This window comes from Desulfofalx alkaliphila DSM 12257, from assembly GCF_000711975.1.
Classification (GTDB): Bacteria; Bacillota; Desulfotomaculia; order Desulfotomaculales; family Desulfohalotomaculaceae; genus Desulfofalx; species Desulfofalx alkaliphila.
Map to the genome: position 1 here is coordinate 1 of NZ_JONT01000022.1, position 26,209 is coordinate 26,209.

Sequence of the window (26,209 nt, forward strand, 5' to 3'; positions counted from 1 at the left end):
ATTTATTGATTCTGGACGAGCTGGGGTACATCCCACTCCATAAAGCCGGGGCGGAATTGCTTTTTCAAGTAATTTCATTATGCTACGAAGGCAAAAGTATAATTATCACAACCAATTTATCATTTTCTCAATGGAACCATGTTTTTGTAGACCAGATACTAACCGAAGCTGTAATTGACCGATTAATTCATCATTCACAGTTGCTGATATTTAACGGGGAGAGTTTTAGATACAAAGAATCATTACTGAAAAACTAGAATTTTGGGATGTTGGCAAGTAAATGCATTTTTAACTGCCATTACATACATTTCCTACTTGCCAAATACAGCTTTTCCTAAAATTTTGTCTTCACTATATTTTATTTGCCTTTTGAAAGTTCCATTATCAGATATTATTGTTATATCATCAAACTTGTCATTCTTACTTTCCTTTTTATCAATCTTAAATTTTGCATTATTAGTTGTTAATAATTGTTCTACAATAAATAATGCAGACAATAGATCTTGATATTCATATCCTTTATGAGCGTGTTCCAGGCTCATAATGATCCCCTCCAGATTAGTTCCCTTATAATACTCAACTTTTACTATTTAAATGTCGTTCATCAGAGAAATTACTGTTTTACATCCTAAATACTTAAGTAAATATCTCATTATTTTTTATCGCAAACAATTCAACATAATTTAATTATACAACAAATGGAAGAATTTTGTCATTTTCACATAGAATATAAAATAAAGACTATGACCGATTGTCATAGTCCGAATATTAGCACATTATAATTGGTTAATTTTATTTCTCATTGATTCTCTACTCGGATTTAAATAAAGAAGTGTAGTATGAACATTACCATGGCCTACTTTTTTAGTTTTTCCTTTAGATCCAAAATATACTGGTTCGAATAACTTTGATACTTCTCCCTATTTAGGTGATAGAATAAATTGGGAATGGGAGAAAAGTTTTTTCTTCTTTCATAAATACAATGTTGAATCTCTTTGGCTTTATTTAAAATGTCTTCTTTGGTGAATTCCTCAATGTTTTCATAAATTTGATATAGGCTATCGTTAATATCTTTACTACTTTTAATGTTTTTATAGTTCTTATATATATAAGAAAGTCTATCTACTACAATTGTTAATATGGGGTATAGTTTTATTATTAAATTTTCTACACTATTATTCCAAAAAATAACAACATATACTGATAGCAAAATTACAAGCAATAATATATTTAGTTTTTGATACTTCATTCTTAGTTGAGTTTCCCAATCACTATTTTCTATTTGACAAAGTATAATTGCTTTTTCAATAGAAACTCCTGATACATCTGAATACCAATCCTTAACCCCTTTTTGCTGCCCATTACGACTTGTTTGTTCAATAAACTCTTTTGGAAACTTTGTTTTTAATTCCAATGCTATTTTATGCAGGCTCGTCACTTTCAGAAAAGGAGCGTATGTATCGAACCCATATAATTTTCTGTCTATAAGTTCCTGCATTGTAGCAGCAGTATTTATTCTTTCACCTTCTCTAATATATAATATACAAAAAGTTACCCCCCAAATAACATATATCGCTTTAAAATAATTATTGCTCTGAATCGTATTGATTAATCCTAAAACATAAAAAATAAGATTAACAAATAACATTATATGAAGTGCTCTTTTACTCAATGAGTACAATTTCCTCTGGGCAAACAAATATAAAAGAATTTCTTCGGTGTTTTGCTTTATATTAATATCATTACTACTATCCATATCCATCTAATCCTCGCTATATTCTGGAAATTCGCTTCCGAATATTTCAGCCCATTTTTTAATGGCTTTCTCATGATCTTTATCATCTATTTCTGCAGAAATCGCTTCTTTTGCTTTTTCATAATCACTTTCTGCTTTGTTTGAAATTTTCAGTTTTTCATCATATGTAAGTGTGTTTAAATCTCCTTGAATTTCTTTTGGATCATTAATGGAATACCAAATGTTATCTTTGATATAATATAAAACATCTCTAAATCTTAAATCAATATAATCACTTACACTATCTACGCTATCAAAATATTGTAGTAATAAACATTCTAATGCATAAGATGGCATCAATGGCATTGTAGGTCTTCTATTCCAATACTTTACCAATCTTATAGTCTCTAACATTAATCCATTATGTTTTTGGTTCAAAGTAGTTACTTTATCCCTATCTTTGCGTGGATCTGTTTTTTGCCAATTTCCCTTTCCATCTGGTATTAAATAATAATCTCGGCCATCAGATTCTTTAGTTGTTCGAAAACATGGTACAATATCAAAATTCCATTCATAAGATTTTAGTTGAAGGGTGGCTGCCGCACCATTCTTATGGGTCTCCGCTTTCTTATAATCGTTTAAATTTTTAAGTTCTTTTATAAATTTGTTAATAACTTTTGTTGAATTGAGTATGTTAGTATTGTCATTGCAACAACTCTTTTGTGGAGAATTATCATCATTTACATAAATTTTAACCTCATAGCCTGAATCATAATAAGTGCTACCGTCACCGTTAATCCCAATCATTATATCAATATCATCTAAGGGTCTTATTTTTGTTTTTCTTGCAAATGAGCCAAATGCAATATCAATGTCATGATATAAATTGAAAAAATCTTCATTAGAACCCAAACTATGTATATTATCTATAAGATTGTCCCTGCTTTTTCTTGCAGTTTTTGTTTTGTCCGGATCCAAGTTGACCTTATCTCGCATAAACTCTTTAAATGCATTATTTACAGTTGTCGCCATATTTTCACCCCTTAAAATTCATATAATCCCATAACGTTCCATTAATTCTTTAACAATATTATACACTATTCCAATTTAAAGTTCATAATTTATAAGATTTTTTACTATATTATGTATAATGTAGGTACAAAGTATCGTTATTGGAATCTGATCAAAAAAGGCTATGAACCTTTTCATAGCCTTTAATTACAGGTTATTTATTTTTCCCCTAATTGCCTCTCTACTCGGATTCAAATATATAAGCGTAGTGTGAATATTGCTATGGCCTGCCAAATAGGCAACCTCATGAACTGATAGCCCGCCCTCCAAAGCAATCGTGCAAAAATAATGTCGCAATGCATGAGGCGTGATCTTATCACTATATTTATTAAAAATCTTATTAACTGTTGACCTATGAATTATCTTTCCATTACTATTTGCAAATAAATACGGACTTTCACTTTCTCTCACTCTTAAGAACTCACTTATACTATTAATAATCTTATCATTTAAATAAACAACTCTATCTTTATCTCCCTTACCCCTAACCTTTAACTCTCCAACTGTTAAATTGAAGTCTGTTAACTGAATATTAAGTGCTTCACTAATTCTTAAACCTGCATATGCTAATAATGTGGCCAAACAATAAATATCTCGATGCCCATTCTCTAATAGTTGTTGTCTAAAAGCATCTACTTCCTGTTTAGTTATATCCGAAGGGTTTGCATATGTCTGCTGTACATTAATATTATCTTTCTTTGAAACTACTTGGTCTTGCTGTATTCCTTTCTCAATCAAAAATTCATTATACTTTATCAATGCACTAATCTTGCAATTTATTGTTCTACCAGTATCTTTCTTAATATTACGAAGATAACTGATATAATCTAAGATGTTTTCCCGGTATAGCACCGAACATTCTCTGCCAAAGGATACCAAATACCATTGGTGGTAACCTTTTATATGCAAATAATAACTATTGATAGTATTCTCGCTTTTTCCTTGCGATGTTAAGTACTCTCTAAATTCTTCTAACAAAATTTCACCTCCATAAATTATGTTGCCAATCAAGTTTCTAAATTCCCGTAAATTATGTTGAATTCATATATTGATGTTACCGCTTTTTGCAACTAAGGTCAGGACCTTCTGCAGCATAATTTATATTATGTTGAAAAAATTTTTAGCCCAATCTCTTTGTAAACTAAGTATTACAAATATAAATTGGGGTAATCTACAAAAGCAGTTGCAATTTAAAAAGGAGTCTAGGCTTATCACCCGACCCCCTACATAACCCTTTATAACCTTTTCATTACCCTTAAGTAGTTTCTGCTTCATCAATTTCTTCTAACTCGCATAATTTCTCATACAGAGTTTTTAGTTCAGCAAATTTTTGCTTTTCCAATAGTTCCAGATTGCCTGACTCTAAAACTTCCTGTAATGCCTCTTCTTTACTTACTATATAAGCATAGTCCTTTGATCCTTGAAATTGAGAACCTATAATAATAACAAACCTGCCGTCTTTTAACTTGGTAATGCCTTTATGCATTCCTAATCCTCCATTACCCCAGTTACGTCCATTCCAGTAATCTAATTTTTCATTATATTTTACTCTGGCAACAATCTTATTACAAAATTCACTTTCATAAACATTAACCCTACTCATAAAAACATCTCTCCTTTCTAAATAAACAAAAAAACTAACACGGCAAGACCCTCTTATCTGGGCAAATTTGCTATGTTAGTTTACTTTGATTTAATATTATTTTATTATCACTTATAATGATATTTCAAACTACTCATGCTGTCAAATTTTTGGGCAGCAATATTTTGAACAATTTTCCTAAATCCCCTTATCTCCTCTACTTATCAGATAATCTATTACTTCCTTGTAATCCTCATCATATTCACTTTTTTCATGGTCATGGCCATATGCTTTTCTAATCTCCAATAAAACATTATAAATTTCATTTTCTTCATATGATTCCTTTACTTCAACAAATTTGAAAAGCCTATGTTCATCAAGATTATCCCTGTGTTTATAGGCTAAATAATAATAATTTTTTGTTGGTATTAATGATATAAAATGGCCATTAAATCCAAAACCATGAACGCATTTGTAAGTATCTAATAGTGACTCGGATAGTTCTAAAGCATCTAAATTCTTAATTTCACGCATTACATCCCCTCCTATTCTCTGTTTTTTAAAGCGTGTACAGTGTACCATCACTTTCACATAACTTCTAGACTTGATATCTATTTATTACATGAAACTAAAATATTTTGATCCTTTTATTTTACATCTGCAACAAAAATAAAAAGCCAGGGGAGCAAAATTACTTTTGTCTACACCCTGTACTTGATTTTTATTAAAACTTTCAATGCTTAACTTTTTTAGTAAACTCTTATATTCTCTCCTGTTATCAAATATTCCGGTATTTTAATATCTTTATTTCCAGGATAATTGGCAAAAAATAACCTTATGCTTCTAATGGCACTATATGTTTCTAAAATCACTTCATTTTGTCTCTTAATTAATGATTTATCATATTTGTTCGAATATATTTCATGGGCTGGCACTTGTCTTATCTTTCGAATTGCTTTTAACGGATTTATGATAAGTTCATCTAAGTTTTCATTAGTTATTATATTCTTTTTTAGCCATTCCTCCAACATTACTAGACTCCCCTTGGGATTTCCATCTCCATTTTTCCTATCAACTGGTCTTATGTATCTAGCAGCAGTTGTAAATGTTTTATGATTGATATTATGGATAATCATTTTTTCAAGGCACAATATAAATGCATAATAGTTTTTTAGTGTCGGAAGGAAAATCATTCTATAATCTTCTGGCTTTTCGGCAGTATGCGGTTCAAATGTTTTCCTGAATAAATTCGGAATCCCCATATTGTTACACATAGAATTTATAACTTTCATTTCGTCTAATAGTGCATCATAAATAGAAATTTCATCAATCCATTTTCCTAATATTAAATTGTCATAGAAGCCACTGTTTATAAAGTAATCTTCTTGTTTTTCCAAGTAATTTATTTTCCATTTTAATTGAGCATTCAACGAAAGTTCCGCTAAATCTCTCAAAAAAACACCTACAACTCTTTCATGGTTTCCTTTCTTTTTGTGATAACCTATGCCAAAATCTTTGATATATTCACCTTCTAGATCTTCATTAACAAAATCGTCTGAAGTTACTATGCTTCCTCTATAATCAGAAGAAAAAACAATATATTTAGGATTTTGAAAATATGATTCCAATATTTCTATATCGAAAAATAGTATATCCAGTTGTTCTTTACCCTCCATAAGCATTTTGGTGAAAGGCTTTTCAGTAAAAAGATTCATTGATTTTAGATGTTTTTCTGTTGGATACAAAACAACTGAACCAGCCCTGTCTTTAACTGCCCTTTTCTGTTCTTCCTTATCAATATCTAGTTTTAAGGCTTTAATATGTGGGTTAAGCACAAAATTGGATGATAATACTTCTATTTTCCCCTCATCTATTAATTCACAAATAAGATCTTCTTGGTCATTATCTAATTGTCCCAAGGGTAAGCCGTTAAAATCCCTTGACTGTAAATAATAGTTAGTTATTTCTGTGAGTATTTTTTCTTTCAAATTATCCCCCCTTAACAAAAATAGTTAAGTATTCAAGTACTGGTCATATACCTTCAATCTATTTTGAATTAGCATATCTCCCGGATCCATTCTTAGAGCATACTTAAAATATGCCCTAGCCTTACTGAACTCTTTCTTAATATCATAGGCATGCCCTAATTTCTTAACGATGTATAGTAGTCCCGGTGTTTCTTCATTAATTTCTTCTAGCAATTTAATTGCTTCATCAGGCTTGTTAATCAAACCATAAGTTATTGCCAATCTATACTTATAATTAATATTTTCAGGATTCTTCTTTGATAAGTACTCATACAACATCATGGCTTCATCATATTTTTTAAGTTCTATATAAATCTTTGCTTTTAAGGAAAATATATTATCTTTAAAGGCCTCTCTACGAATGGCTTCTACCTTATCTATCTCAATTTTCTCGATTTGACTTAGGCTATCAAAATATCTTTGTAAATTATAATACACATAAGCCATGTGATAGATAATATCAGGAGTGTTATTGCCGTTCTCTTTCTGATAACGAAGAAACACTTCTGCTTCTTGAAACCGGTTATTATTATATAGATTAATGACATTTTGCATCCAATCATCGTAGGCTATTTTCTCTACTATGCTTAAAGACATCAAAGGTGCTTGCTGTTCAGTACCTAATACCTTTTTAGTAATATCTTCTTTCAATTCTTCAATACTTTGATACCTATCCTCTGGATTTCTTTGTAATGCCCTTAAAATAATCTCTTCGATGCTTATAGGTATATTGTCGTTAATTTCCCTCGGTTTTGGAAAAGGAACATTATTAATTACCTGAATAGGAGTTTCATGAGGTGTTCTTCCAGTTAACAACTGATAAAGCAGAACTCCCAAAGAATAGATGTCTGAAATAAGATACCTTTTGTTAGAGCCTGCTATTTCTGGAGCCATATAAGCCCACGTTCCTCCAGCGTCTACAGTCCTCACAAAAACATTCTCGATAAATTTACTTGTTCCAAAATCCGTCAATTTTACTTCTCTATCATTAAAGAGGATATTATGGGGTTTTATATCACCATGGCAAATATTTTTATTATGTAAAAACTTCACACCTTCTAATATTTTTAAAAAAATCAAGACTACTTCTTTAATTGTTTTTGGATTTTTGAACCCTTCGTCAGTTAATTCTTCTGCCAAGGTTTTTCCTTCAAAAAACTCCATTTCAATAACAAAAACCCCATCTAATCTGCCCATCCAATTTACTTTAATAACGTTTGGATGAGAATCACCAATTAGTTTTATACCTTCTGATAATGCATTATCTCCACGTTCTTGATCTTTAGGTATTTTTAAAGCAACTAACTCCTCTGTTTCTAAATTAATAGCAGACCAAACATATCCAAAGGTTCCTTCATTTATATATTCTTTTAAAATATACTTGTCGCCTAAAACTAAATCCCTTTTAGGATAAAAATCAGAAGCCCTTCTTGCCATTTCATCACCTCACTTTTATCCATTGGTTAAACGTTAGGTTGTCTTTATCTCCAGACGCCACACAATGGTAAACTAAATAAGATGTTTTTCTACCATCAATACCGGGAACCCTTGTCCCATTACCCATAGTAAATCCTTCATCAAAAATTCGTATATAGTTGGATATATCCCCTGGAGTAACCTTAGGGTAAGTCCAATAAACAAATAGTATTAATGGTATATTTCCTCCTAACTGATGGTATGCAATAAGGAGGTTTTGTATTTTTTCTTCCAGTTTTCGATTCTTTAATCGACTATTATCATATCTTTCAAATTCACAGAGTAGCAAAGGTTGATTATCCTTTGTTGAATACCAAATAGAATCTGGTCTTACGGCTGGCTTTTTGTCAATATGATATTCCCCAGATTCTTCTGCAACCTTCTCTGCCATAAATGTTTGCTTTTCATAAGGATAAACAGGACATTCTGAAATAGCAGTAGTGTCACTAATAGTCCTACCAATAGCAGTTAAATAATTTAGTCCCATTGTATGTACAGTTTCAGAATAATCCCTAACCCCAAAATCTGTCATCATAGGGAAAAATCTTTTCCTAATTTCCCCTGTTTTCATTTCTTCTCTGATGGCTTGTATCAGTCTCTCTCTAACCATTAAAAACTCCCCATTCGTTAGTCACCTCTGGAGACTCTCCTCCGTGTATCAATGCTTTTGTTCCTACCTTAACCAATAAAGGTGCGGGAATTGAGCGACCATTTATTAAGGCTTCTCCTGTACTCAAGGAAGGGAGTTCATCTATATCGGCTTTTGAAAACATATCGCTTGTCTTAGCCATAAATCTTTGGTCATCGGGATTTTTCAAACGCATCGTAATTATAGTATTACATTGGGATGTAACGTCTGGGTCTAATTTAGAAGGTCTTTGAGAAATTATAGAGAAGCCAACTCCAAATTTTCTACCTTCACTGGCTATTTTCTTGATAATCTTCTTGGATATAGAAGGGATTCCTGCAGGTGCAAAATTATGTCCTTCTTCATAGACAAGAAAACATGGTCTTGTTTGCCTTCTTTTATCACCTGCTGCTCTCATTATTTCGCTTGAAATAAGAGCAGTTATGATTTGCTTTGCATCGTCAGATAAACCTTGTAGATCAATAATAACCAATCTTCCTATGTTGTCTCCTTTTTCACCAACCATATCATAGATGTCACTTGGTTCTCCAATTGCCCTTGTATAAAAACTTTTTGCTTCGTTGATCACACGGTTTAGTTTAGTTGCCGCAACTGCTGCACTTCTTCCATTCAATGCTCTGGCTTCCGCAGGGCTTAATTCTTCCCATTCCCTAAGTTCCTCTAAATCTCCAGATAAAATCTCCCTTAGATCTTGTATATCTCTTGGTGGATTACTGTATTTTGCTTGCCAATAGCGAATCGCTACATCTAATACCCTTTCTTGCGGCTCTGTTAACCCAGGCAGTATTGAGGATAAATCGTCCATATCTAAACGGTCGAACTGCAATGCAAGGTGTTTATTTTTATTCATATACTTATAATCAAAGGCATCGATCTGTGGAGTATAAACTTTTATACCCCCACCAGCATTTAGGAGTTTTCTCATCATCTCCTGAATTTTTATGATACTTTCTCTATCTCTTGCATCCTCTATACTGTCAATATCCTCATTAAATTGTAATTCTCCTTTTGCAAATGCTTTACCATATTCTCCGTGAACATCAAATACCACCACTGTTCCATTCATTAGTGCGACTAATCTTTCAATAATTCTTCCCACAGTATAAGACTTTCCTGAACCGGTCATGGCCAATACAGCCAAATGCTCTGTAACAAGTTTATTAACATCTAAGTAAACAGGGACAATATTTTCTCCTTTGTCATAACCTATCAGATTTCCAATATGAATACTTGTATTTTCATCAAATTTATAAAATCCTGATAAGAATTCATAGTCTACACCATAAACCTTTTCACCGGGGTTTAAAGGTCTTCGTGGAATCTTAATTTGCCCTGAACTATCCCTATATCCTACCAATTCGATAGTTCCGAATAAAGTTTCCCCTGTAACTTGGGCACCGGGTAATATTTCTAACTCTGATAGTCCTTCCCCCATATTGGAATTATAAAGTATGTTGCTTCTTGAAATAGATATAATTCTTCCAAGGACATAAGTCTCTGGTTCATCCATGGATTCCTTATGTTTAATTTTAACAAACTCTCCCCTTTTGGCAGAGAAACTGTCTTCTAATGCAATCTTAATGTCATTTGGATTCCCTGTATTTCCAATTAGTTTTCCTATATACTTATCCATCTATTGCCCCCCTAAAATAAACTTAATTGTTCTCCAACCTGAATTTCCATCTTATTATCCTTCTTATTTCTGAGATCTTCTACCAATAATTCTTTTTCATAAAAATACCTAAATAATTTTTCGTATGTTTTTTCTCCTATTCCCTTTACCTTACTTAATTCCCAAAATCTTTTAATCGGCATATTAGATTTGACAATATTCGCTTGTCTTTTTGTAATGCCAATCTGATTAACTAACATTTTATCTGTAAATTCATTGAGTGAATTAACCATTTTTGCCTCTATGCCTTCTGCTTCTTCCTTTTCGTCCAAGCATATATATACATCTATGTCTGCTCTTTTCAAATATTTTTCCATTACAGTTTTGACATCATTCCAATCCAATCCACCATTATTAGTGCCTAATTTGGGAAAGGCTATAGAATCGATGTTTACTTTCTTATAATTTTCAATAAAATATTTTAGTCCCTCTTCTATATAACTCATTTTAGAAGGATTTCTCCAATGATTTTTTGTAGGAAAATTCATAATCCATAAGTCTTCAGAATATCTGAATAATCTTGGTCTCCCTATTCTTATTTCTTTTTGCTCGCATTTTCTTACATAATCCTCGAACATTTCAGGATATCTCAATTTAAATTCTAATGCTATACCTGCCCCCATAATTCCAAAGCAATTTACTGTATTAACTAACGTCTTAGCAGGTGTATTAAAAACTGTACCATCATAGTAATATATCATACTAAAAAACTCCTTACTGTATTTGTTCTTCTATGCTTAATATACCATAAAACCAAAACATAAACTTAAATGGAGTATTTGGTATATTATCTATTTTAAGGTTAAATTCGGTATTAAATGTTAGTGGATAATCAATGTGCACCCTAGATAGTTGCTCATTATTCATATTAAACAATTTGTATTCATGTTTAGCATGGTTATCAACTGGTAGATTAGTAATGAACGTTAATAATAAACTCCTTTTATTAATTGAATTATCTATTTCTATTCTATAATCCTTTATAAAATTTCTCTCATTATTAAACATATTTCTATCTACAACATATAAGTCATTTTTTCCAAAGAGATTACAGGCCCTTTTATAATCAGTATCACATCTAAATATTATTTTTCTCAAATACTCTAATGATATGGGTTGTGTTGATAATAATTCTGCTTGACGTTTTCGCTTAAATTCCCATTTATATGATCCCTCATCTAAATAGATTGGCCCTCTATGAAATATTGTGTCCCAATCCATAATATCGTTAAAAAACTCATAATTTTTACCATAGGTTGTATACTGTGACCCTGCATTGCCATCAGCAAATACTGTATAGTCTAAATAAAGGATTTCTTCATCAAACAATAAATACACAGGTATTGGAATATGAGGATGAGAACCATCTACCTTAATACCTTCATTTCTATATAGTGTCATGGTTTTTTCCTTATAATAGAATCTAACACAATTTTGCACGTCTAGTTTAGTATGTCGAATTACTTCTTGGTCGGCAACATCATAAAATTCAATATTATGATTATGACAAAATCTTCTACTATAAATATATCCTGAATTAATTATCGATCCTAAATTTGAAAAGTCAGTAAAATGTAATGGACCCTTAAAATCATAAACTTTTTTCAATCGTTCAACCGTTCTTCTAATCTGCTTATGATCTGTTTTCATATATAATATCCCCCTGTTTTACTAACTCAAAACATTCACTTATTGATCAAATACATCTAAGTCTTCTTTCCATATAGCCTCTAAACTCTCATTTTTAAGCATTTCTTTAGCATGAGATTTATAAAATTCCAAAACTCCAGGTCTTGCTTCAATGGGTTTAAGGGCATATTTGGCATACCAAAGAGGTATCGGTAGGGCATTGGCTTGGTCAAAAGTAATTAGAGTCATAATCTCTGCACAAATCTTGTCTAACATCTCTGAATCCCAGTCATCTACCTTCCCGAGCACTTCAATCAGCATAGGTGGGGTATTATTTCCTGCTTTAATATGCATAGTCATCAGTCCTAATTCTCTAACAGAAATAGGTTCCATACGATTATCTTTCGTTATCGCATCAAATTGAAAGGCCGCAGTTCTAGACCGCTTAACCAAAATACCCTTTAGCAATCTTTTGATTCCAACCATTTGCATCTTTGACATGTATTGATCCAGTTCCGAAGTAATGCTTTCGCCTATAGCGTCTGGAACATACTTTAGATTCTCTTTTGTCAAAGCAAAGAAAATAGCACCAAACCTCTTACCCCCAATGGATGCAATTTTTACTCCGTTCTTATTAAAGGGATAAATTTTCTCTTTATATTCACTCCAAAACTTGGCTATAGTTTCTTTACACAAGTCGTAATACTTCATAATGTCAACACGTTCAGACAACGGAGTGTCGGCTCTCTCTAATAATAATGGAACATCCATAATAATTAACTCTGGTAAATCTACCTCTTCCATTGTATCCATTAATAATTTATAAGCATTTATCATATCGATAAATTTAAGTTTTTTCTGCCAATCTAAATCATCTAATTCATCCACATCTACAACACTTTCTTGCTTCGTTTGATAAATCGATCCTTCTTGAATGGAAATATCTTGTCTTACTGCACCAGAAATATATAATATTCCTCCAAAAGCATTTATGGTCCTATGACTCGTGGCAATTCCTGAACATTTAATAGTTATCGGCTGAATCAAATCAAGGGTTCTAATCACTCCCTGTTCTTTAAGCAAAGGGGCTATCTTATCAATAAACCTCATTTTGCTAGATAGTTTAGATACCGTTGCTGGTAAGCCTAATTGGACATTAGCCACTATACTTTGAGAAACAGGAACTCCTTTATCAAAACTACCATTCATTAGTACTTTCCCTCCTTTCTAATACTTTGATGAAGGATTTTAACCGCTTTTCTTTTATGAATAGTTTTCCTTTAGCACTTACACCTCTGCTGTCAATTAATCCTTGCTGTGTTAAAACTTCTTCTAGGGATTTGATGCTTTCCCAGTTTATATTTTTATTAAAATATTGGCTAAATGCTTCCTGTATATCATTATCATTTTTTACTCCTGCCGCAAACAACATAAACAGTTGCAAATGTTCCTCGCTTATCTTAAATTCTTTCGGCTCTATGCTTTGCCTTTTGTTTTTTGGTCTTTTTTTGTTTATACAAGAATAAAAATACTGTTTAAACTCATCATGTTTATGACTTAGTTTATAATCCAATAATGGTAAAGTAATAATGGTTAATAAACCACTTCCTGTATCTTTACGGTAATGGACTCCAAAGTTACCATGTTCATTTGAGAAAAACTTTTCTTGAATCTTTCCATCTATCTTATATTGACACTCAACCCCTTCGAATTCCAGCCCCTCTTCTCTTTGAACTTTTAAGCCCAACGAAAGATCAAAATAATCGTTCAGGCGTACTTCTTTCCAAGCAGGAGAGAGAATAAGTTGATTGTCAGGGGTATTTAGCCATTTGTTCAAAACCTCAAGTTCCTTTTTTTCTAATTTATCCAAAAGAATTCCTGGCAACAGTAAAATCCCTTCAGAAAGACTATCAATATTAACTTCTTTAACTGCTATAAACTTTTCAAGAACCTTATATTCTGTTCTATTTTTATAGTCTCTAAGTATTTGAACAACCATCATAATACAACTACCTCAGTCTTAATAAGTTTCATGGCTTCAAGTTCTCGTTTTTCTTCATCACAATCATTCCAATCTATTGCACCGTCTTTTTTAACAACATTTTTAAAGAATTCAAATGTTACCTTTTTACCTTGGAAAAACTCCCTTCCTTCCTGCAGTAAATCTTTCATTTTATCTTCTATGACTTTTTTGGATAATCCATAAGTTTGCTCACTAGGGTAACTTGCTAAATTTAGCCCTACTACCTCTTTCCCTTGGGCTCTGCGAATACAGTTTATAGTACTAATTAAATCATTATCATATAATTTATTTCTTTCTTCCTTGGCTTTCCCCATTACATTGTTCTTTTCACCCTCGATTAGACCTATATATTGCCTCATCTCTGCTATGATTTTTTTATAATGAGATAGAAACTCCAACGGATTCCCTTCTAATTCCTCTTCTTTATTATCTATCTCCTCGACTAAACCACCATTGCAGAAGATTTCTAAAGTTTCAATATAGTTATTTAAGTTCTTAACCTCTACCATGTTTTTTAAATCATCTGGCGCATCATTAAAGTAGCCTGCCCACCGCTTGGCTTCAGGCATTTTATCCAAATAAAAGTCCACAATTTCCTTAAAGTTTCTCAGAATAGATTTATACTCTCCCATAACTCCTTTATCATCCGACCACCTAAACTCTGCTGTCACTTTGCCTTCAATACCACATTCACTTAGAATTTGATCTAGTCTTTCTATAGCCTTGCTATATTCAGCCGTCTGTAGATTATAAGCAAGAGTATAACTTTCTTTTACCGTTGTTTTATATTTTGATGTTGTAAGTTCTTTATAGTTAGTTGCATATTCTAATTCCACGCTATAACGCTTTAATAGGTTTGTTATAGGGAATATCGGGAAATCAATGTTTCGATACGAATTAGTTTTCTTTATTTGCTCGATCATTTCGTTAATCATTTTAGAGGTCGGTTCCTGAATCTCTTTGATATACGCATGAAACAATTTTATATGACGAATTCTATACCAAAGAGGCTTTTCTTTATCATCTATTTTAAGGTCTTTTATAATATTGGCACTAAATGTACTATAAGATTTCCAACCCTCTTCATCATAAATATAGTCCACCAACTTATAGAACTGATCAAGTTTTTTTAGTATCCCTGACCACTTATCTAATACATCTTCACTATCTAATTTGCTCAAGTCGTCTAATGAAATCTGTTCCAAGTATTTTTTTGCATCTTCTAGTTTTTCTTTATAGATTGGGTTCTGTAAATCTAATGCATTTAAATATGGTCCTTCAATTATTTCCCTAAGTTCATTTTTTTCTTCTATATAATCTTTATCAAACCAGTGCTTAACTTTTTCATATCTTTCATTTAAGTCATTGTTATTGACTCTTTTAATAAAACCGTCTGCTTTGTAGATTAGTTTTAAGGCTATAAAGAATTCAATCCATTGTTCAATGATTTTCTTTGGTTTTACCTTGTCAAACCCACTAAAGAAATATTTGCTTTCAAAGTCCCTTAGGCTTCTATTTTTAAATCCTATAAAGGACAAAAAGTGTATAAATGCCTTGGGAATATCAACATCTGAACTAGAGTCATTCACAAAAATTCCTGTGTTTTTGAAACCTTTCTTCTCCATTATTGTACCGATATGGACATGCCGCATAATAGATAGCAAGTCTTGATATTCACCATCATCAAGTTTAACGCTAGGATCAGAACCCAGTTGTTCTATGGTGGCATTATTGACTAACATTTTTTTAAAGGCTTTAGCCAACAAACCAATTTGCTTATAATCCCACTGACTCTTATAAATAATAGGTCTTAGGATATAGCCCTTCTCATCAATTTCTTCAAACCATTTCCTTGCCCCATGGATGAAGAAATCGTTGAGTTTTCTAATTTTCTCACGATACACAATTCCTATCTGATTAGCAGAATCCCTAAAATCAACCATATCCTTAGAAATAGACATGACCTCTAATATATCTTTTTGGAGCCTTGATATCTGTAATGGTATTAAGCATTTCCCGACTTCTTTAAAATCTCTTTTTACTTTTTCAATTGTTTCATCTATAGGGGTATCTGATAAAACATAAATAGGATGTACACCTTTATTAAGAAGTCTTCTATCTTGCAATCCTTGATAAAGTTTTTCTTCATCTTTTCCCCAAACTATCGTAACTATATTATGAGGATTTACTGTTAGCCAAGGTCCTTCTTCAACGATTGTTCTCATACAAGTCATTCCCGCTAATTGGAATGTCTCTGTTTCGTTATAGTTTATTTCTAAGGCTCTAATGGCTCCTGTTAGTATTCTAAGGACCTCGCCTTCTTTATCTTTTTTCATTTCCTCAATATATTCTTCTAACTCTTGGTTCTTCTCCCCATCAGTTAAATAACTAAACTCACCTTTGTCGACTCTATATCGCTTGTTTAATTGATATAAATAAGCAAAGTTAGGTCCTATATATGTTGGAACAATTCCTTCTTCCTCTACTTTTTGTTTTACAAATTCAAAGATGTATTTAGCCGCTTCTTCTACTCCTTCTTCAGGATATAGCATTCTTATCTGGTCTAAAAAAGTTTCTTCTTCTGCTCCAATGATATATTCATGCTCTTCCACATGAAGGGAATACATCTTAAGGTTTTTCAAGAGAACTTCTAAGTCAAAACTGGCACCAAAAGCATTGGCAAATTGATTGCCTTGCAATCGCCTATAACCTACATTATGTAGTTGCTCACCTAGTGAATCTTTTTTCAACTTTACTACATAAAATTCTTTAAAAAGTTTTGTCCCGTCAGAGGCTTTGGCTTGCATCATTGCTTCTATTTGATCTTCTTCATACTTCGATTTCCTAACAGGTAACTGCATAAGTAAAGCATTTTTAATAATGGGTCGATACTTTTCTTTACAACTAATATAATCAAAGGCTGCTTTATCAATTAGACTATTTTGGAACCTGGAACTCGTATTTAAGAGATCCTCTAGAACTTCTCCCGTCTCTACATCTTTCTTACCTGCAATACGGTAATCTACTTCTGCCATAATTACATTAAGCCAGCCAAAGTTCCCACCGGCTATGGTATAGGCGGCTTCAACCAGTCCTTCTGGGTAAGAGTTCATTTTCCCATCTTTTTTTAATTCATTCATAAAATCTGCTATATCTGCAAATGAATTATTTTTCAACTCACATATGGGAATTCTCCTTTCTAAGGCACCTATACCCTTAATGTGATAGCCAATTACCGGCGAACAAAGCAGCATAAAGGAAATATTGGGATACTTCTTTCTTGTGTCCTCATGTTTAATGGCAGAGGAAATAACCTTTATGGCTTCTCCATCAACTTTATTAATATTTTCCTTATCCTTTTCTAATCCATATTTTGCAATTTCTCCGGCTGTTTCAACCTCTTCGCACACAATTAGAAGATGATCAATACCACATTTTTTTAGATAGCCCATGGCTTCCCTCACCATTGCATCTAATCCCCTCATATCTAGAAGCAGATCATCTTGATGAACCTCTCCTATCTTTAGGATAGTTCTCAGTTTCTCTTTTTTTAATCCAAAAGGTAACAGGGCATTTTGTAATTCCTCCATTACCCTCCCCTGCATACTGCTATCAGGTTCTTGTGCTAAATAAGATAAGGCTGTATAAGTTCCATACGCCACCCAGTTGTCACTGGTTAAATCCTGATGGAGCATCTGTGAATAACGGATATAAATCGGTAAAATACCGTCTTCAAAGTTTTCCTTTAGTACTCTAACTTTTTTCGTCTCTCCGTCCTCTGATATAATCCAACCTTTATCTATTCCAATTGCCTCTGAAATAACTTCAAAACCAATCCTTGATTTACCTATACCCCATTTACCAATCACCGGGAATATAGTAGCCATTCCTGCATCTTTTACCGTACCAATGAATGATTTAAAAACATTGTAAAATTCTTTTTGTCCTACCATTGGTTGAGTAAGTGGAAACTCACTGGTTCCATTAATGGACCATGTACTCATAAAATCATTCCTCCTAAAATTCTAATTTTATTAACTGTTTTTCCTTATCTCCCAATAGTCCACGTCCATGTCTTGGCTGTCCTTGCTCATAACCTATTAATCTAAACTTACCGCTTTCTATTCCTTGCATAAAATAACGGTCAATCCATTTATCAATACTTTCCTTTGATTCGGGTTCAATATTTTCCTTTAGAATACTACCCACCATTTCTACTGGGAAATATCCTCTAATATCTCCATACTTTGATATTAAGTCTTTTAAAATATCGGTATCTTTTAATGAGCCACTCAATAATAGACTGTTAAAAACATCTTCACCTATATCTTCTTTTACTTTTTCCTTATTAAATTGAAAGAGCCCTTCATCTTTTTCTTTGAACCATTCTAAATACTTAAATAAGGTCAATGGCATTTTTAAATAGGTACCTATCTGTGATAAAGAAGGGGTTTCTTTGGTTGTACCCATCAATTGGATTTCCACTTCATCTCCAATATTCAATTCTTTTTTCCAATAAGGACCTAATGACTCTTTGCTATACTTTTTCATAAAGTCATTTAGATTCGGTACAGATGTTGAAGGATTTAAAAGAAAATATCTTATACCATCGACTTCAACATAGGCTTCTCTGTTTTCATCTAAAAACTTTTTGGGAAAACAAAGGCCGTCGCTATTTAGAATTCCTAAAGCAAGTGCCCGAACTCTAATAGCATAGGTTAATAATTGCTTTGCTAATTGCTTTTCCCAACCATCATCTCTTTGGTAACAATTTCTCAATTCCAATGCCTCATCTGTTAAAAAATATCCTTCTTTGCCTTTTGAAATAAAGTTAGCACCTGAAATAATAATCTTTTCTTGCTTTCTTTCGGCTCCAAACAGTCCATAGAATTCATCTGATCGCACTAATCTGCCTTTGTCATCAGTGGGATAAGATAAATATGTTTTTGCTATATCATATTTGCTATTAGATTCCATTTTCTCCGGCAACCTTAATAATATCTCCGGCCACCGTTCAATGGACGAATTATCAGTCCAAAATCTATCCGCAGTAATATGTATTTTCATAATGATTTCCTCAATTCCTCAATGTAATCTCTTAGCATACTCTTAAATTTCCTAGCACGGTTTTTTATGATAATCCCTTCAGATGAGTAGAGCCTATCATCAAAAGAGGAGTTTAAAACATATTCACCGTCTTTATAAGTAAATTGCTTGTTATCCATTAGTTTAAACAATATAACATCAACTTCCGGAGCCTTATTAGGGAATAAATGTATATTGTTTCTATCACAAAACTGTTTTACAAACTCTTTAAAATCTCCTATTTTATGTTCTTTCCCCTTATGGTCATAGATAAAGGCCTCTAAAAGTTGTTCCGTATAAGGGTTCTTTATATCTTTAGGTCTAATGGATATGCCATTAATTCCTTCTGCCTTGTATTCTGAAATAACCATTCCTAAAACTACTATAAACGTTCTCCAAGGGTAGGAGAGTATTTCCTTAACCTCTTCTGACACCTGAAAATCATCATATTTGTAAGGCGTTAGTGCATATAGATTTTTTTCTTTCAAAACTTCTAAATGTATATTAGAACTTACTTTCCGTTCTTTTACCCATATATCATTTGGAGTTTTTCCTATCCTTTCAACATCAGTATCTTCTACCTCTTCTGCCAACTGGATAAACTGCAATCGAGTAAGGATAGTGCGATACTGAGGGTATCCTTTAAACATCGGTCCATAAAAGGCTTTAATTTCATTGGTTTCTGAAAAGTTTTGCTCTCTAATTGTTAATATTTTTTCTGCAAATTTAGGAATATGATCTATAAATTCATATAGTGCCTCTCCATCTCCACTCTGACCAATTGCGTAGGCTTCTTGATAGACCTTCCATAAAAGGTAATCTAATAGAAGTGGATAGCAGCAAGCCAGAGATGATATTAAATCTTCTCTGGTTACTTTACCACTAAAATCAATCCATTTATTTGTAATAAGGTATCTATCTTCAATTCTTTTAATAAAGTTTAAATCCATTAAATATGTTAGAGAACTGTCGTATTTCACTTCGCCGTAGTCATAGAGGTCATTCAGATCTCTTATTAAATTCTTTACATCAAGCATCTTAACACCTGCTCTCTGTACCGGAATCTTTATTCAGTTTAGACATATCAAATTTGCCTTCTATTAGATCTTCCACATCCTGTTTTGCTTCTTGGATTAGTTGCTTTGCTTGTTCCTTGCATTTTATTATTTCAATATATTTATCGGCTACCATATCTTGTTTTTCCCGTTCTATTAAAGGTATACATAATTGCCTGACATCTTTAGGATAATACGATGCAGTTATACCTGATACTTGTCTTTGAATCTGATGGTAAACGAACTTCTCTCTCATTACTAAACACAAATATATGGGATTCACTTTATCAAAATTTGGCCTTATCACAATAATCTTTCCAGATGCCATTGCATCAGGATATTTGATCCCTTCAATACCTTGTATATAAACATCCACTTTTTCTCCAATGTATTTTGCCAAGTGTGCTGCTGGAATAATAAAAACATCTCCATGTTGTAAATGGCATCTTTCGTTTTTTACATAGAATTCCTTATCTACATGATCAGAATCAGACCAATCCAATCCCCCATTGGTAAGATTTTTAACTTTTAATATTTTAGGACCTTTATCTGCGTATTGAGATGGTGATTTGCCCATAAAACAATCCTTTAATAAATCATCTAGATATACCCCTTTTTGCTTCCTTATTACTTGCTCATATTTATCTCCTACCAAAGTAAAATATTCGGCATTAAATACATCTCTAATGTTTTCAGCAGACTTCCATGTGAATTTTGAGTGATATACCTTAGATTCATCAATTGATTTATAAATATCGCTAAACTTCTCATTGAAAAAAGTGTTTATGTCATTTTCAAGCCGCTTCGCTTCTTCCCTTAATTCTTCCGCCCTTCGCACTTTATCCCCAATGTAATTTTGGATTTCTGGGGAGGGGATGGGGATAAGAATATTTAATACATCTTCAGAATCTATTCTAGGCAATATGGATCCTGTCGTTATATCAATCACTTGTTTTAGAGCAACATTAGACTTCAAAACTGAATACAAGAAATATTTATCTATGATTTTAGATTCCATAACGACAAATTCCGTTGATCCTAAAGCATTTCCAATATATTTAGGGCAAATTGCAACTTTATTTAAGTTTGGTCTTAACTTTGAGAACAGAATATCACCCGCCTCTATAATTACACTTGTTCCCTCTATATTTGCTTCATCAACTGTATTAACTTCTATTTCACCAGTATCAGAATTAATATTAGCCAGACCGATATAAATACTATCTTTTCCTTTAGGTTTCATTCTTTTCTCTTTTGTTTTTACAAGCGAACCTAACGCTTTATTATCTTCAGTAGAGTTAATTATCTTTTCAACCATCTCTATTTTTCTAATCGAATAATAATTAGCACCTAACTTAGTAATTAATCTTTGATTTAGACATACTATCGATGGCTTTTTATTAATAATTGAATATCCATTCATCACTTCACCCCCTATTCTATATCTTCAGGAATTCCCTTTTTATAAGCCTCAACAATCTTTAACAAATCATTTCTGTCATTACCCAAGGGAACCTCTACGTTATTTTTCACCTCAAATCCTACTTCATCGGCTACTGCCATAAATACCGGTCCCTGTTTTTCGCCTGGATGTTCCTTCTTCTTAACATATAATAACGATGTTTTTGCTCCTGCTCCAGATAATTTAAAGGTTTCTTGTGGCAAACTTACTACCGCTTTTAATACTGCCTTACCGCCTTCAAATTCACCGGTAACAGAGTTCTTTTTACCCATTATATATTCTCGAATATACTGGTCTCCTGAGTTAGACAAAATCCCGTCTGGAACTACCATCATCAACAAACCACCTGGTTTCAGTAATTGAAGACATCTATCTATGAAAAGAACTGCTGGGTCAACAGAATTAACAGGGCTCCACACACCTTTATTGTTTGGTTTAGAACCTAATGATAGCCCATCTGAGGACATCCTATTATTACCGTCTTCATCTATATCGCTAGAATATAATTCTTCTATCAAATACTTACCATCTTTATCTTTAACAGATATTCCGCCTTTTTTGAAAGGAGGATTAGTAATGATCACATCAAAAGATTCTGGCTTTAGATTAGTATTGCTTAATGAGTTTAAAGTTTGAAAGATAGGTGCTTTTAAAGCCCCATGTAGAGCCATATTTATTCTCGCCTTCAATACCATCCCAGAACTTCTGTCCGCTCCTACAAAGCAATGGTCCAACATTTCTTTAAACTGTGCTTTATGATGTTCTTTATTTCCCGCCAATTCATAAAGCATGTAATTTTTAATTTCTTCCAAGGCTTTAATTAAGAAGCCTGCAGATCCACACGCTGGATCTAGTATTCTTAATGTTGGCATCCCTGTTTTAGGGTTCTTTCCTATTATTTTAAAAGACCTCTGTTTTTTTAAATCATGCATTACCATTTCTACAGCGGCTTCCGTCACTTGTCTTGGGGTTAGGTAAATACCCATGCCACCCTTATTTTCATACTTTCCTCTTAACAAAACATCAAAGACTCTACCTAATACATCTCCAGTTAAATCTAATAGAGTAGCAGGCCGTTTTACTCCATCTACTTCAATCTCCCCAAGGTCTTGTAGTGCTCTCATTACTGTTTCGTAAATATTAGGATTTTGCAGTTTTAAATAATCATCCTTAGGGAAAATTGGTATCCTATCCCCCTCATCATCGATTGCCACATAATCCTCGTGATCTTTAATTTCTCTAAAGGCTTCCCTTATTTCTTCAACTACTTTCTTCCTATCCTTTGCATTTTCTAAATAACTGTAATGAAATATTTCGCTATATTTCCTACCAGAAAGGTTTCCTTCCCTTAAAATATAATCTGAATTATTGAGGCGAAACTCTTCCATAAATATTAATTTACAAAATTCATCTATGGCATCGTTGGAGTTGTTAACATTATCTCCAGAAGCATAAATTTGCTCGTGAATAGCATCAAACCTTTTTTGCAGTTCACTGTACATTCTATTGGACCATTTGTCTCTTTCAGTTAACTCTCTTTTTTTAATGACACTCTTGTCCATATTTACAGATGGAGGGATCTCTGAAATACTTTTTTCTTCCTCTACATTTAAATAAACATTGTTCACACCATTTGTAATCCATGCGAAATTAGGGAAAGGATCTAACTCCATGGCCTCATAATTGAACTCTATTACCAGTTCAGGACTTAATTCTGTACCATCTTCTACTTTCTTAACATAAACATAAACGCCACTATCTCCTGCCATAAAAGCCATTTCATTAACATCTATGATTTCCTTATACCCTAATTCATTCAGTTTGTCTTTTAATTGTTCCATTAATATTACCTCCTTGGATTTACTTCTTACTAATAATCACACCATTAGGTGTATAGTAGTTTTGGCTGTTTTCAACTATTTCCAATAGTTCTGCCTTACTAATAGTGAATGGTATTTGCTCCATAACTTTTCTCAAAGGAATTTTGGGCTTCTCTTTAAATAACTGATCTAGTATCCGTAATACTTTTTGCTCAATATCCCCTTCACCTATTGAATACATTCCACCCTCTTTGGTAATTTTTTTATCCATTTCTAAAAACAATCTTACTTGAGATTGATTCCACTGGATGCCAATCTCATTAAATCTGCTATGCACTTCAGATAATGTTTTAGGAGTTTTTAATTGCTCGTATGCTTTCTCAAGCATAGATTTCCCTTCTCCTTTCTTTTGCGATAATAAGAATAAGTTCACCTTACATTAGAGCATATACATAATTCTTCATATTTTCTGCTATTTCAGACTCTTCTGTTATACTCAATCTTGGAATACGAATACTTTCAAATTCTCTTCTGTTTATTGTCTTAAAATATAAACCTATAGAACCGGCTTCAATCTGTTTTAAAATAATAGGCTGCTTGAATAAAAATAACAGGTAAAAAGGATCTATACTTACAGGCTTGATATTATAAAAAGCATCACTAGCCATCAACCCTTCATGTTTATCAGTAATCACTGCCGTCACATGTTTTTTTGTTCCCGTAGCACTTCCTGACTTTGCAGTAATCAATTCATTTTTCTCTAATACATACCTAATTCTACTGCTGAGGTTTTTATATAAGTCCCTTTCAGTGCTTGTAATAATGGAAAGATCGTCATCTACATTAGATATATTGATATACTCAACTATTTGGTTTTCATCCATTTTAGGTTTTATAGCCTTCTTAATTTTCACCACTTGACCTAATGGCTGCCAACAAATATTACTACAACCATTATGAATTGTTTTATAAAGTTTACTTTGAAAATAGGTATAGTATTTGGGGTCTAGTCTATCAACATTTATTTCATTTCCGTTTATATAAACACTATTAGAAACTTTAAATAAATCAGCGTCTTGCACAATATAATTGTTTAAAATATCCTTACATGCCTCATACAACCTATATGCATCTTTTCTATTATTGGTCTGTATGGGTTCATTAAAGGAGATGCTCTCATAATCCGCTGGTATTTTTAACTCCTTTATGTCACTAATACTTATGCGATTAATCAATCCACTTTTTATTGATTCAAGAGCATATTGACCTGCTTCACTATTCAAGTAAGCAACTAATCTTCTTGCTGTAAAAGGTTGCTTCAACCTTATCCTAATAATATCTGATGAAATAACACAGTCTTCTAAATTTGATGTTACCCTTACAACTTGACCCGATCTGCCTACCGCTGTTACCAGCACATCGTTTTCTTTTATGTAATCTTTTTCCCTCAGACCTTCTGCAGATATTGATTTTATGGATGGTTGGTATATTGTTCCATCTTTAAAATCACCTACGTTAATAAGCCTAATCCCTTCATCTATATAGTTTCTTTTTACCCTAGTACCATCAGTTATTTCAGTAGCAATGCTAGATAATTTTACTGTTTTAATACCTTCCAAAGACTTAATGCTTTTGTAATGATTTATTGTATAGCGGTAAGAGATATTTTTCGGGTGAATATAATGTGGTTCTACGAAGCAGCAATCCAATAACTCACCTTCTTTCTATTGCATAATTTCTCTTTTTTATTTTAAATTAATTGTATCGCATAATTTCTCTTTTGTAAAGGACCAATTGAAAATATTTCTACTTTTTTCTAATATCAAACTGAAGGACTCGATCTTAAAATTAATAATTAAACCTTTCCGTTTCGTTTATTTTCCAGGCATTATCTCTAATTTACTCAAATTCCCTATTTTATTTATATTAATTCATATTTTTTCTTCTTTTTCCTCGCAAAATCTATTTTATTTATTTTCATTACATTTTCATTGAGTAAATCTTCTACTTGTTTTAGGAACACATCGAAAATTGAGCAAAAAAAATAACCGTTTTGTGATTGTAAACAAAATGGTTATTTTAAAAAAGTCTATTTTAGCCTATTTATACTGATTTAGCCCTATATTAGCCTACTGGGATTTTATATCTATTTTTTTCTATTTCTTTTGATTTTGTTCCTTTTATTTATTTTATTTGTAGCACAGTCATCCTCTATAGCGATTTTTTTCGGCACGAATAAAATAATTAGGAAAATCAACTCCCTCTACGCTTAAACAGGCAGTATATCTCAATATATCCGCCAATATTGAAAGTTAATAATTATCACTAATAGCCCTTAACAGTTTATACCCAGTAATAACTACTAACAATGGTTCTTAACTGTTATTAACCACTATATAACAGGCTCATAATACACTTATCAAGGTTTAATAATGGATAACAAACAGTAATAGCGGCTAACATTGGTTATTATTGGTCAACAATTGCCAATAACCTTAACCTCGGTTATCAGTTTTTTTCACCTGAAAATGCTACCCTAATCAATTTAATAAATGCTACTGCTGCCAGTGTGTTTTTGGTAATATAAAAGTACCGAGAATGGCAGCGTAAAATTCCATAGTAGCAAAAAAGAAGGAGTCACCGCATAGCATCCCTAAAATAAGCCTCTAAGCGACAAAGTAAGGAGGCGGATTAAAGGAGTGCTAACAGTGACTCAGATAGAGTATATCAAACATTTGCGGGAAAATGAAGGTGCATCAATTAGTGAAATAGCAACTAGGGTAAAATGTTGTTGGAAGACAGCAAAAAAGTATGCTGATGGTGAGATAAATTTACAAACAAGAGGAAAACGCAGGCGTAAACAACGGGTTATGGACGGCTATGAAGAGTGGATAGAGGCTTGGCTAGTAGAAGATCAAAGGAT

General features: G+C 32.5%; 22 protein-coding genes and 1 pseudogene. 2 read left to right on the forward strand and 21 right to left on the reverse strand.

Annotated elements, in window-relative coordinates:
* A partial coding sequence (locus tag BR02_RS0110855) for an ATP-binding protein (RefSeq protein WP_031517008.1) occupies positions 1 to 257 on the forward strand: 257 nt, incomplete at its 5' end.
* A 54-nt stretch (positions 258 to 311) separates the two neighbouring features.
* On the opposite strand, the gene BR02_RS0110860 is transcribed toward BR02_RS0110855, so the two are convergent.
* The 21 genes from BR02_RS0110860 to BR02_RS0110965 all read right to left on the reverse strand — a co-directional run bounded on the left by BR02_RS0110860 (position 312) and on the right by BR02_RS0110965 (position 24,905).
* Positions 312 to 542 carry a hypothetical protein gene (locus BR02_RS0110860; RefSeq protein ID WP_031517010.1) on the reverse strand — a complete coding sequence of 77 codons (231 nt, stop codon included), beginning with the start codon at positions 540 to 542 and terminating at the stop codon, positions 312 to 314.
* 314 nt (positions 543 to 856) lie between these two features.
* Entirely contained in the window at positions 857 to 1,762 is a 906-nt protein-coding gene (locus BR02_RS0110865) for an S-4TM family putative pore-forming effector (protein ID WP_031517012.1), read from the reverse strand.
* Entirely contained in the window at positions 1,763 to 2,767 is a 1,005-nt protein-coding gene (locus BR02_RS0110870; RefSeq protein ID WP_031517014.1) for a hypothetical protein, read from the reverse strand. It abuts the gene before it with no gap.
* A 186-nt stretch (positions 2,768 to 2,953) separates the two neighbouring features.
* A complete protein-coding gene (locus BR02_RS0110875; RefSeq protein WP_031517015.1) occupies positions 2,954 to 3,784 on the reverse strand; it encodes a tyrosine-type recombinase/integrase in 831 nt (276 codons plus the stop codon).
* Between the two features lie 277 nt (positions 3,785 to 4,061).
* Positions 4,062 to 4,409 (reverse strand): hypothetical protein, encoded by a 348-nt coding sequence (locus tag BR02_RS0110885; protein WP_031517017.1) that lies wholly within the window; start codon positions 4,407 to 4,409, stop codon positions 4,062 to 4,064.
* 177 nt (positions 4,410 to 4,586) lie between these two features.
* Positions 4,587 to 4,922, reverse strand: coding sequence for a hypothetical protein (locus BR02_RS0110890; protein ID WP_031517019.1), 336 nt, complete (start codon positions 4,920 to 4,922; stop codon positions 4,587 to 4,589).
* Positions 4,923 to 5,137: 215 nt separating this feature from the next.
* Positions 5,138 to 6,376 carry a hypothetical protein gene (locus tag BR02_RS0110895; RefSeq protein WP_031517021.1) on the reverse strand — a complete coding sequence of 413 codons (1,239 nt, stop codon included), beginning with the start codon at positions 6,374 to 6,376 and terminating at the stop codon, positions 5,138 to 5,140.
* Between the two features lie 24 nt (positions 6,377 to 6,400).
* Positions 6,401 to 7,852, reverse strand: a complete 1,452-nt coding sequence (locus tag BR02_RS0110900) for a serine/threonine-protein kinase (RefSeq protein WP_031517022.1) — start codon at positions 7,850 to 7,852, stop codon at positions 6,401 to 6,403.
* 4 nt (positions 7,853 to 7,856) lie between these two features.
* Positions 7,857 to 8,501 (reverse strand): hypothetical protein, encoded by a 645-nt coding sequence (locus BR02_RS0110905; protein WP_031517024.1) that lies wholly within the window; start codon positions 8,499 to 8,501, stop codon positions 7,857 to 7,859.
* Complete coding sequence (locus BR02_RS0110910) at positions 8,494 to 10,173, reverse strand: helicase HerA domain-containing protein (RefSeq protein ID WP_031517026.1); 1,680 nt, start codon at positions 10,171 to 10,173, stop codon at positions 8,494 to 8,496. Before BR02_RS0110910 ends, BR02_RS0110905 begins: the two co-directional genes overlap by 8 nt.
* Before the next feature lie 11 nt (positions 10,174 to 10,184).
* Positions 10,185 to 10,913, reverse strand: coding sequence for a macro domain-containing protein (locus BR02_RS14895; RefSeq protein ID WP_084171027.1), 729 nt, complete (start codon positions 10,911 to 10,913; stop codon positions 10,185 to 10,187).
* Between the two features lie 13 nt (positions 10,914 to 10,926).
* Positions 10,927 to 11,862: a DarT ssDNA thymidine ADP-ribosyltransferase family protein gene (locus BR02_RS0110920; RefSeq protein ID WP_031517030.1), complete on the reverse strand. Its 936-nt coding sequence runs from the start codon at positions 11,860 to 11,862 to the stop codon at positions 10,927 to 10,929.
* Positions 11,863 to 11,901: 39 nt separating this feature from the next.
* Positions 11,902 to 13,050, reverse strand: coding sequence for a hypothetical protein (locus tag BR02_RS0110925; RefSeq protein WP_031517032.1), 1,149 nt, complete (start codon positions 13,048 to 13,050; stop codon positions 11,902 to 11,904).
* On the reverse strand, positions 13,040 to 13,843 hold the full coding sequence (locus tag BR02_RS0110930) for a hypothetical protein (RefSeq protein WP_031517034.1): 804 nt from the start codon (positions 13,841 to 13,843) through the stop codon (positions 13,040 to 13,042). The genes BR02_RS0110925 and BR02_RS0110930 overlap by 11 nt, the downstream gene beginning before the upstream one ends.
* Complete coding sequence (locus BR02_RS0110935) at positions 13,840 to 17,868, reverse strand: hypothetical protein (RefSeq protein WP_031517036.1); 4,029 nt, start codon at positions 17,866 to 17,868, stop codon at positions 13,840 to 13,842. The genes BR02_RS0110930 and BR02_RS0110935 overlap by 4 nt, the downstream gene beginning before the upstream one ends.
* Before the next feature lie 13 nt (positions 17,869 to 17,881).
* Complete coding sequence (locus BR02_RS0110940) at positions 17,882 to 18,841, reverse strand: hypothetical protein (RefSeq protein ID WP_169738606.1); 960 nt, start codon at positions 18,839 to 18,841, stop codon at positions 17,882 to 17,884.
* Between the two features lie 86 nt (positions 18,842 to 18,927).
* Positions 18,928 to 19,986: a hypothetical protein gene (locus tag BR02_RS0110945; RefSeq protein WP_031517040.1), complete on the reverse strand. Its 1,059-nt coding sequence runs from the start codon at positions 19,984 to 19,986 to the stop codon at positions 18,928 to 18,930.
* Between the two features lies 1 nt (position 19,987).
* Positions 19,988 to 21,427, reverse strand: a complete 1,440-nt coding sequence (locus tag BR02_RS0110950; protein WP_031517042.1) for a restriction endonuclease subunit S — start codon at positions 21,425 to 21,427, stop codon at positions 19,988 to 19,990.
* A gap of 11 nt (positions 21,428 to 21,438) precedes the next feature.
* A complete protein-coding gene (locus tag BR02_RS0110955; protein ID WP_031517044.1) occupies positions 21,439 to 23,307 on the reverse strand; it encodes an N-6 DNA methylase in 1,869 nt (622 codons plus the stop codon).
* A 19-nt stretch (positions 23,308 to 23,326) separates the two neighbouring features.
* The gene (locus tag BR02_RS0110960; RefSeq protein ID WP_031517045.1) at positions 23,327 to 23,674 is read right to left on the reverse strand and encodes a hypothetical protein; all 348 of its coding nucleotides are present in this window, start codon (positions 23,672 to 23,674) and stop codon (positions 23,327 to 23,329) included.
* 46 nt (positions 23,675 to 23,720) lie between these two features.
* Positions 23,721 to 24,905, reverse strand: coding sequence for a restriction endonuclease subunit S (locus BR02_RS0110965; RefSeq protein ID WP_169738607.1), 1,185 nt, complete (start codon positions 24,903 to 24,905; stop codon positions 23,721 to 23,723).
* Between the two features lie 1,089 nt (positions 24,906 to 25,994).
* On the opposite strand from BR02_RS0110965, the pseudogene BR02_RS0110970 reads away from it, so the two are divergent.
* Positions 25,995 to 26,209 (forward strand): annotated as a pseudogene (locus BR02_RS0110970) (IS21 family transposase); the annotation flags it as partial.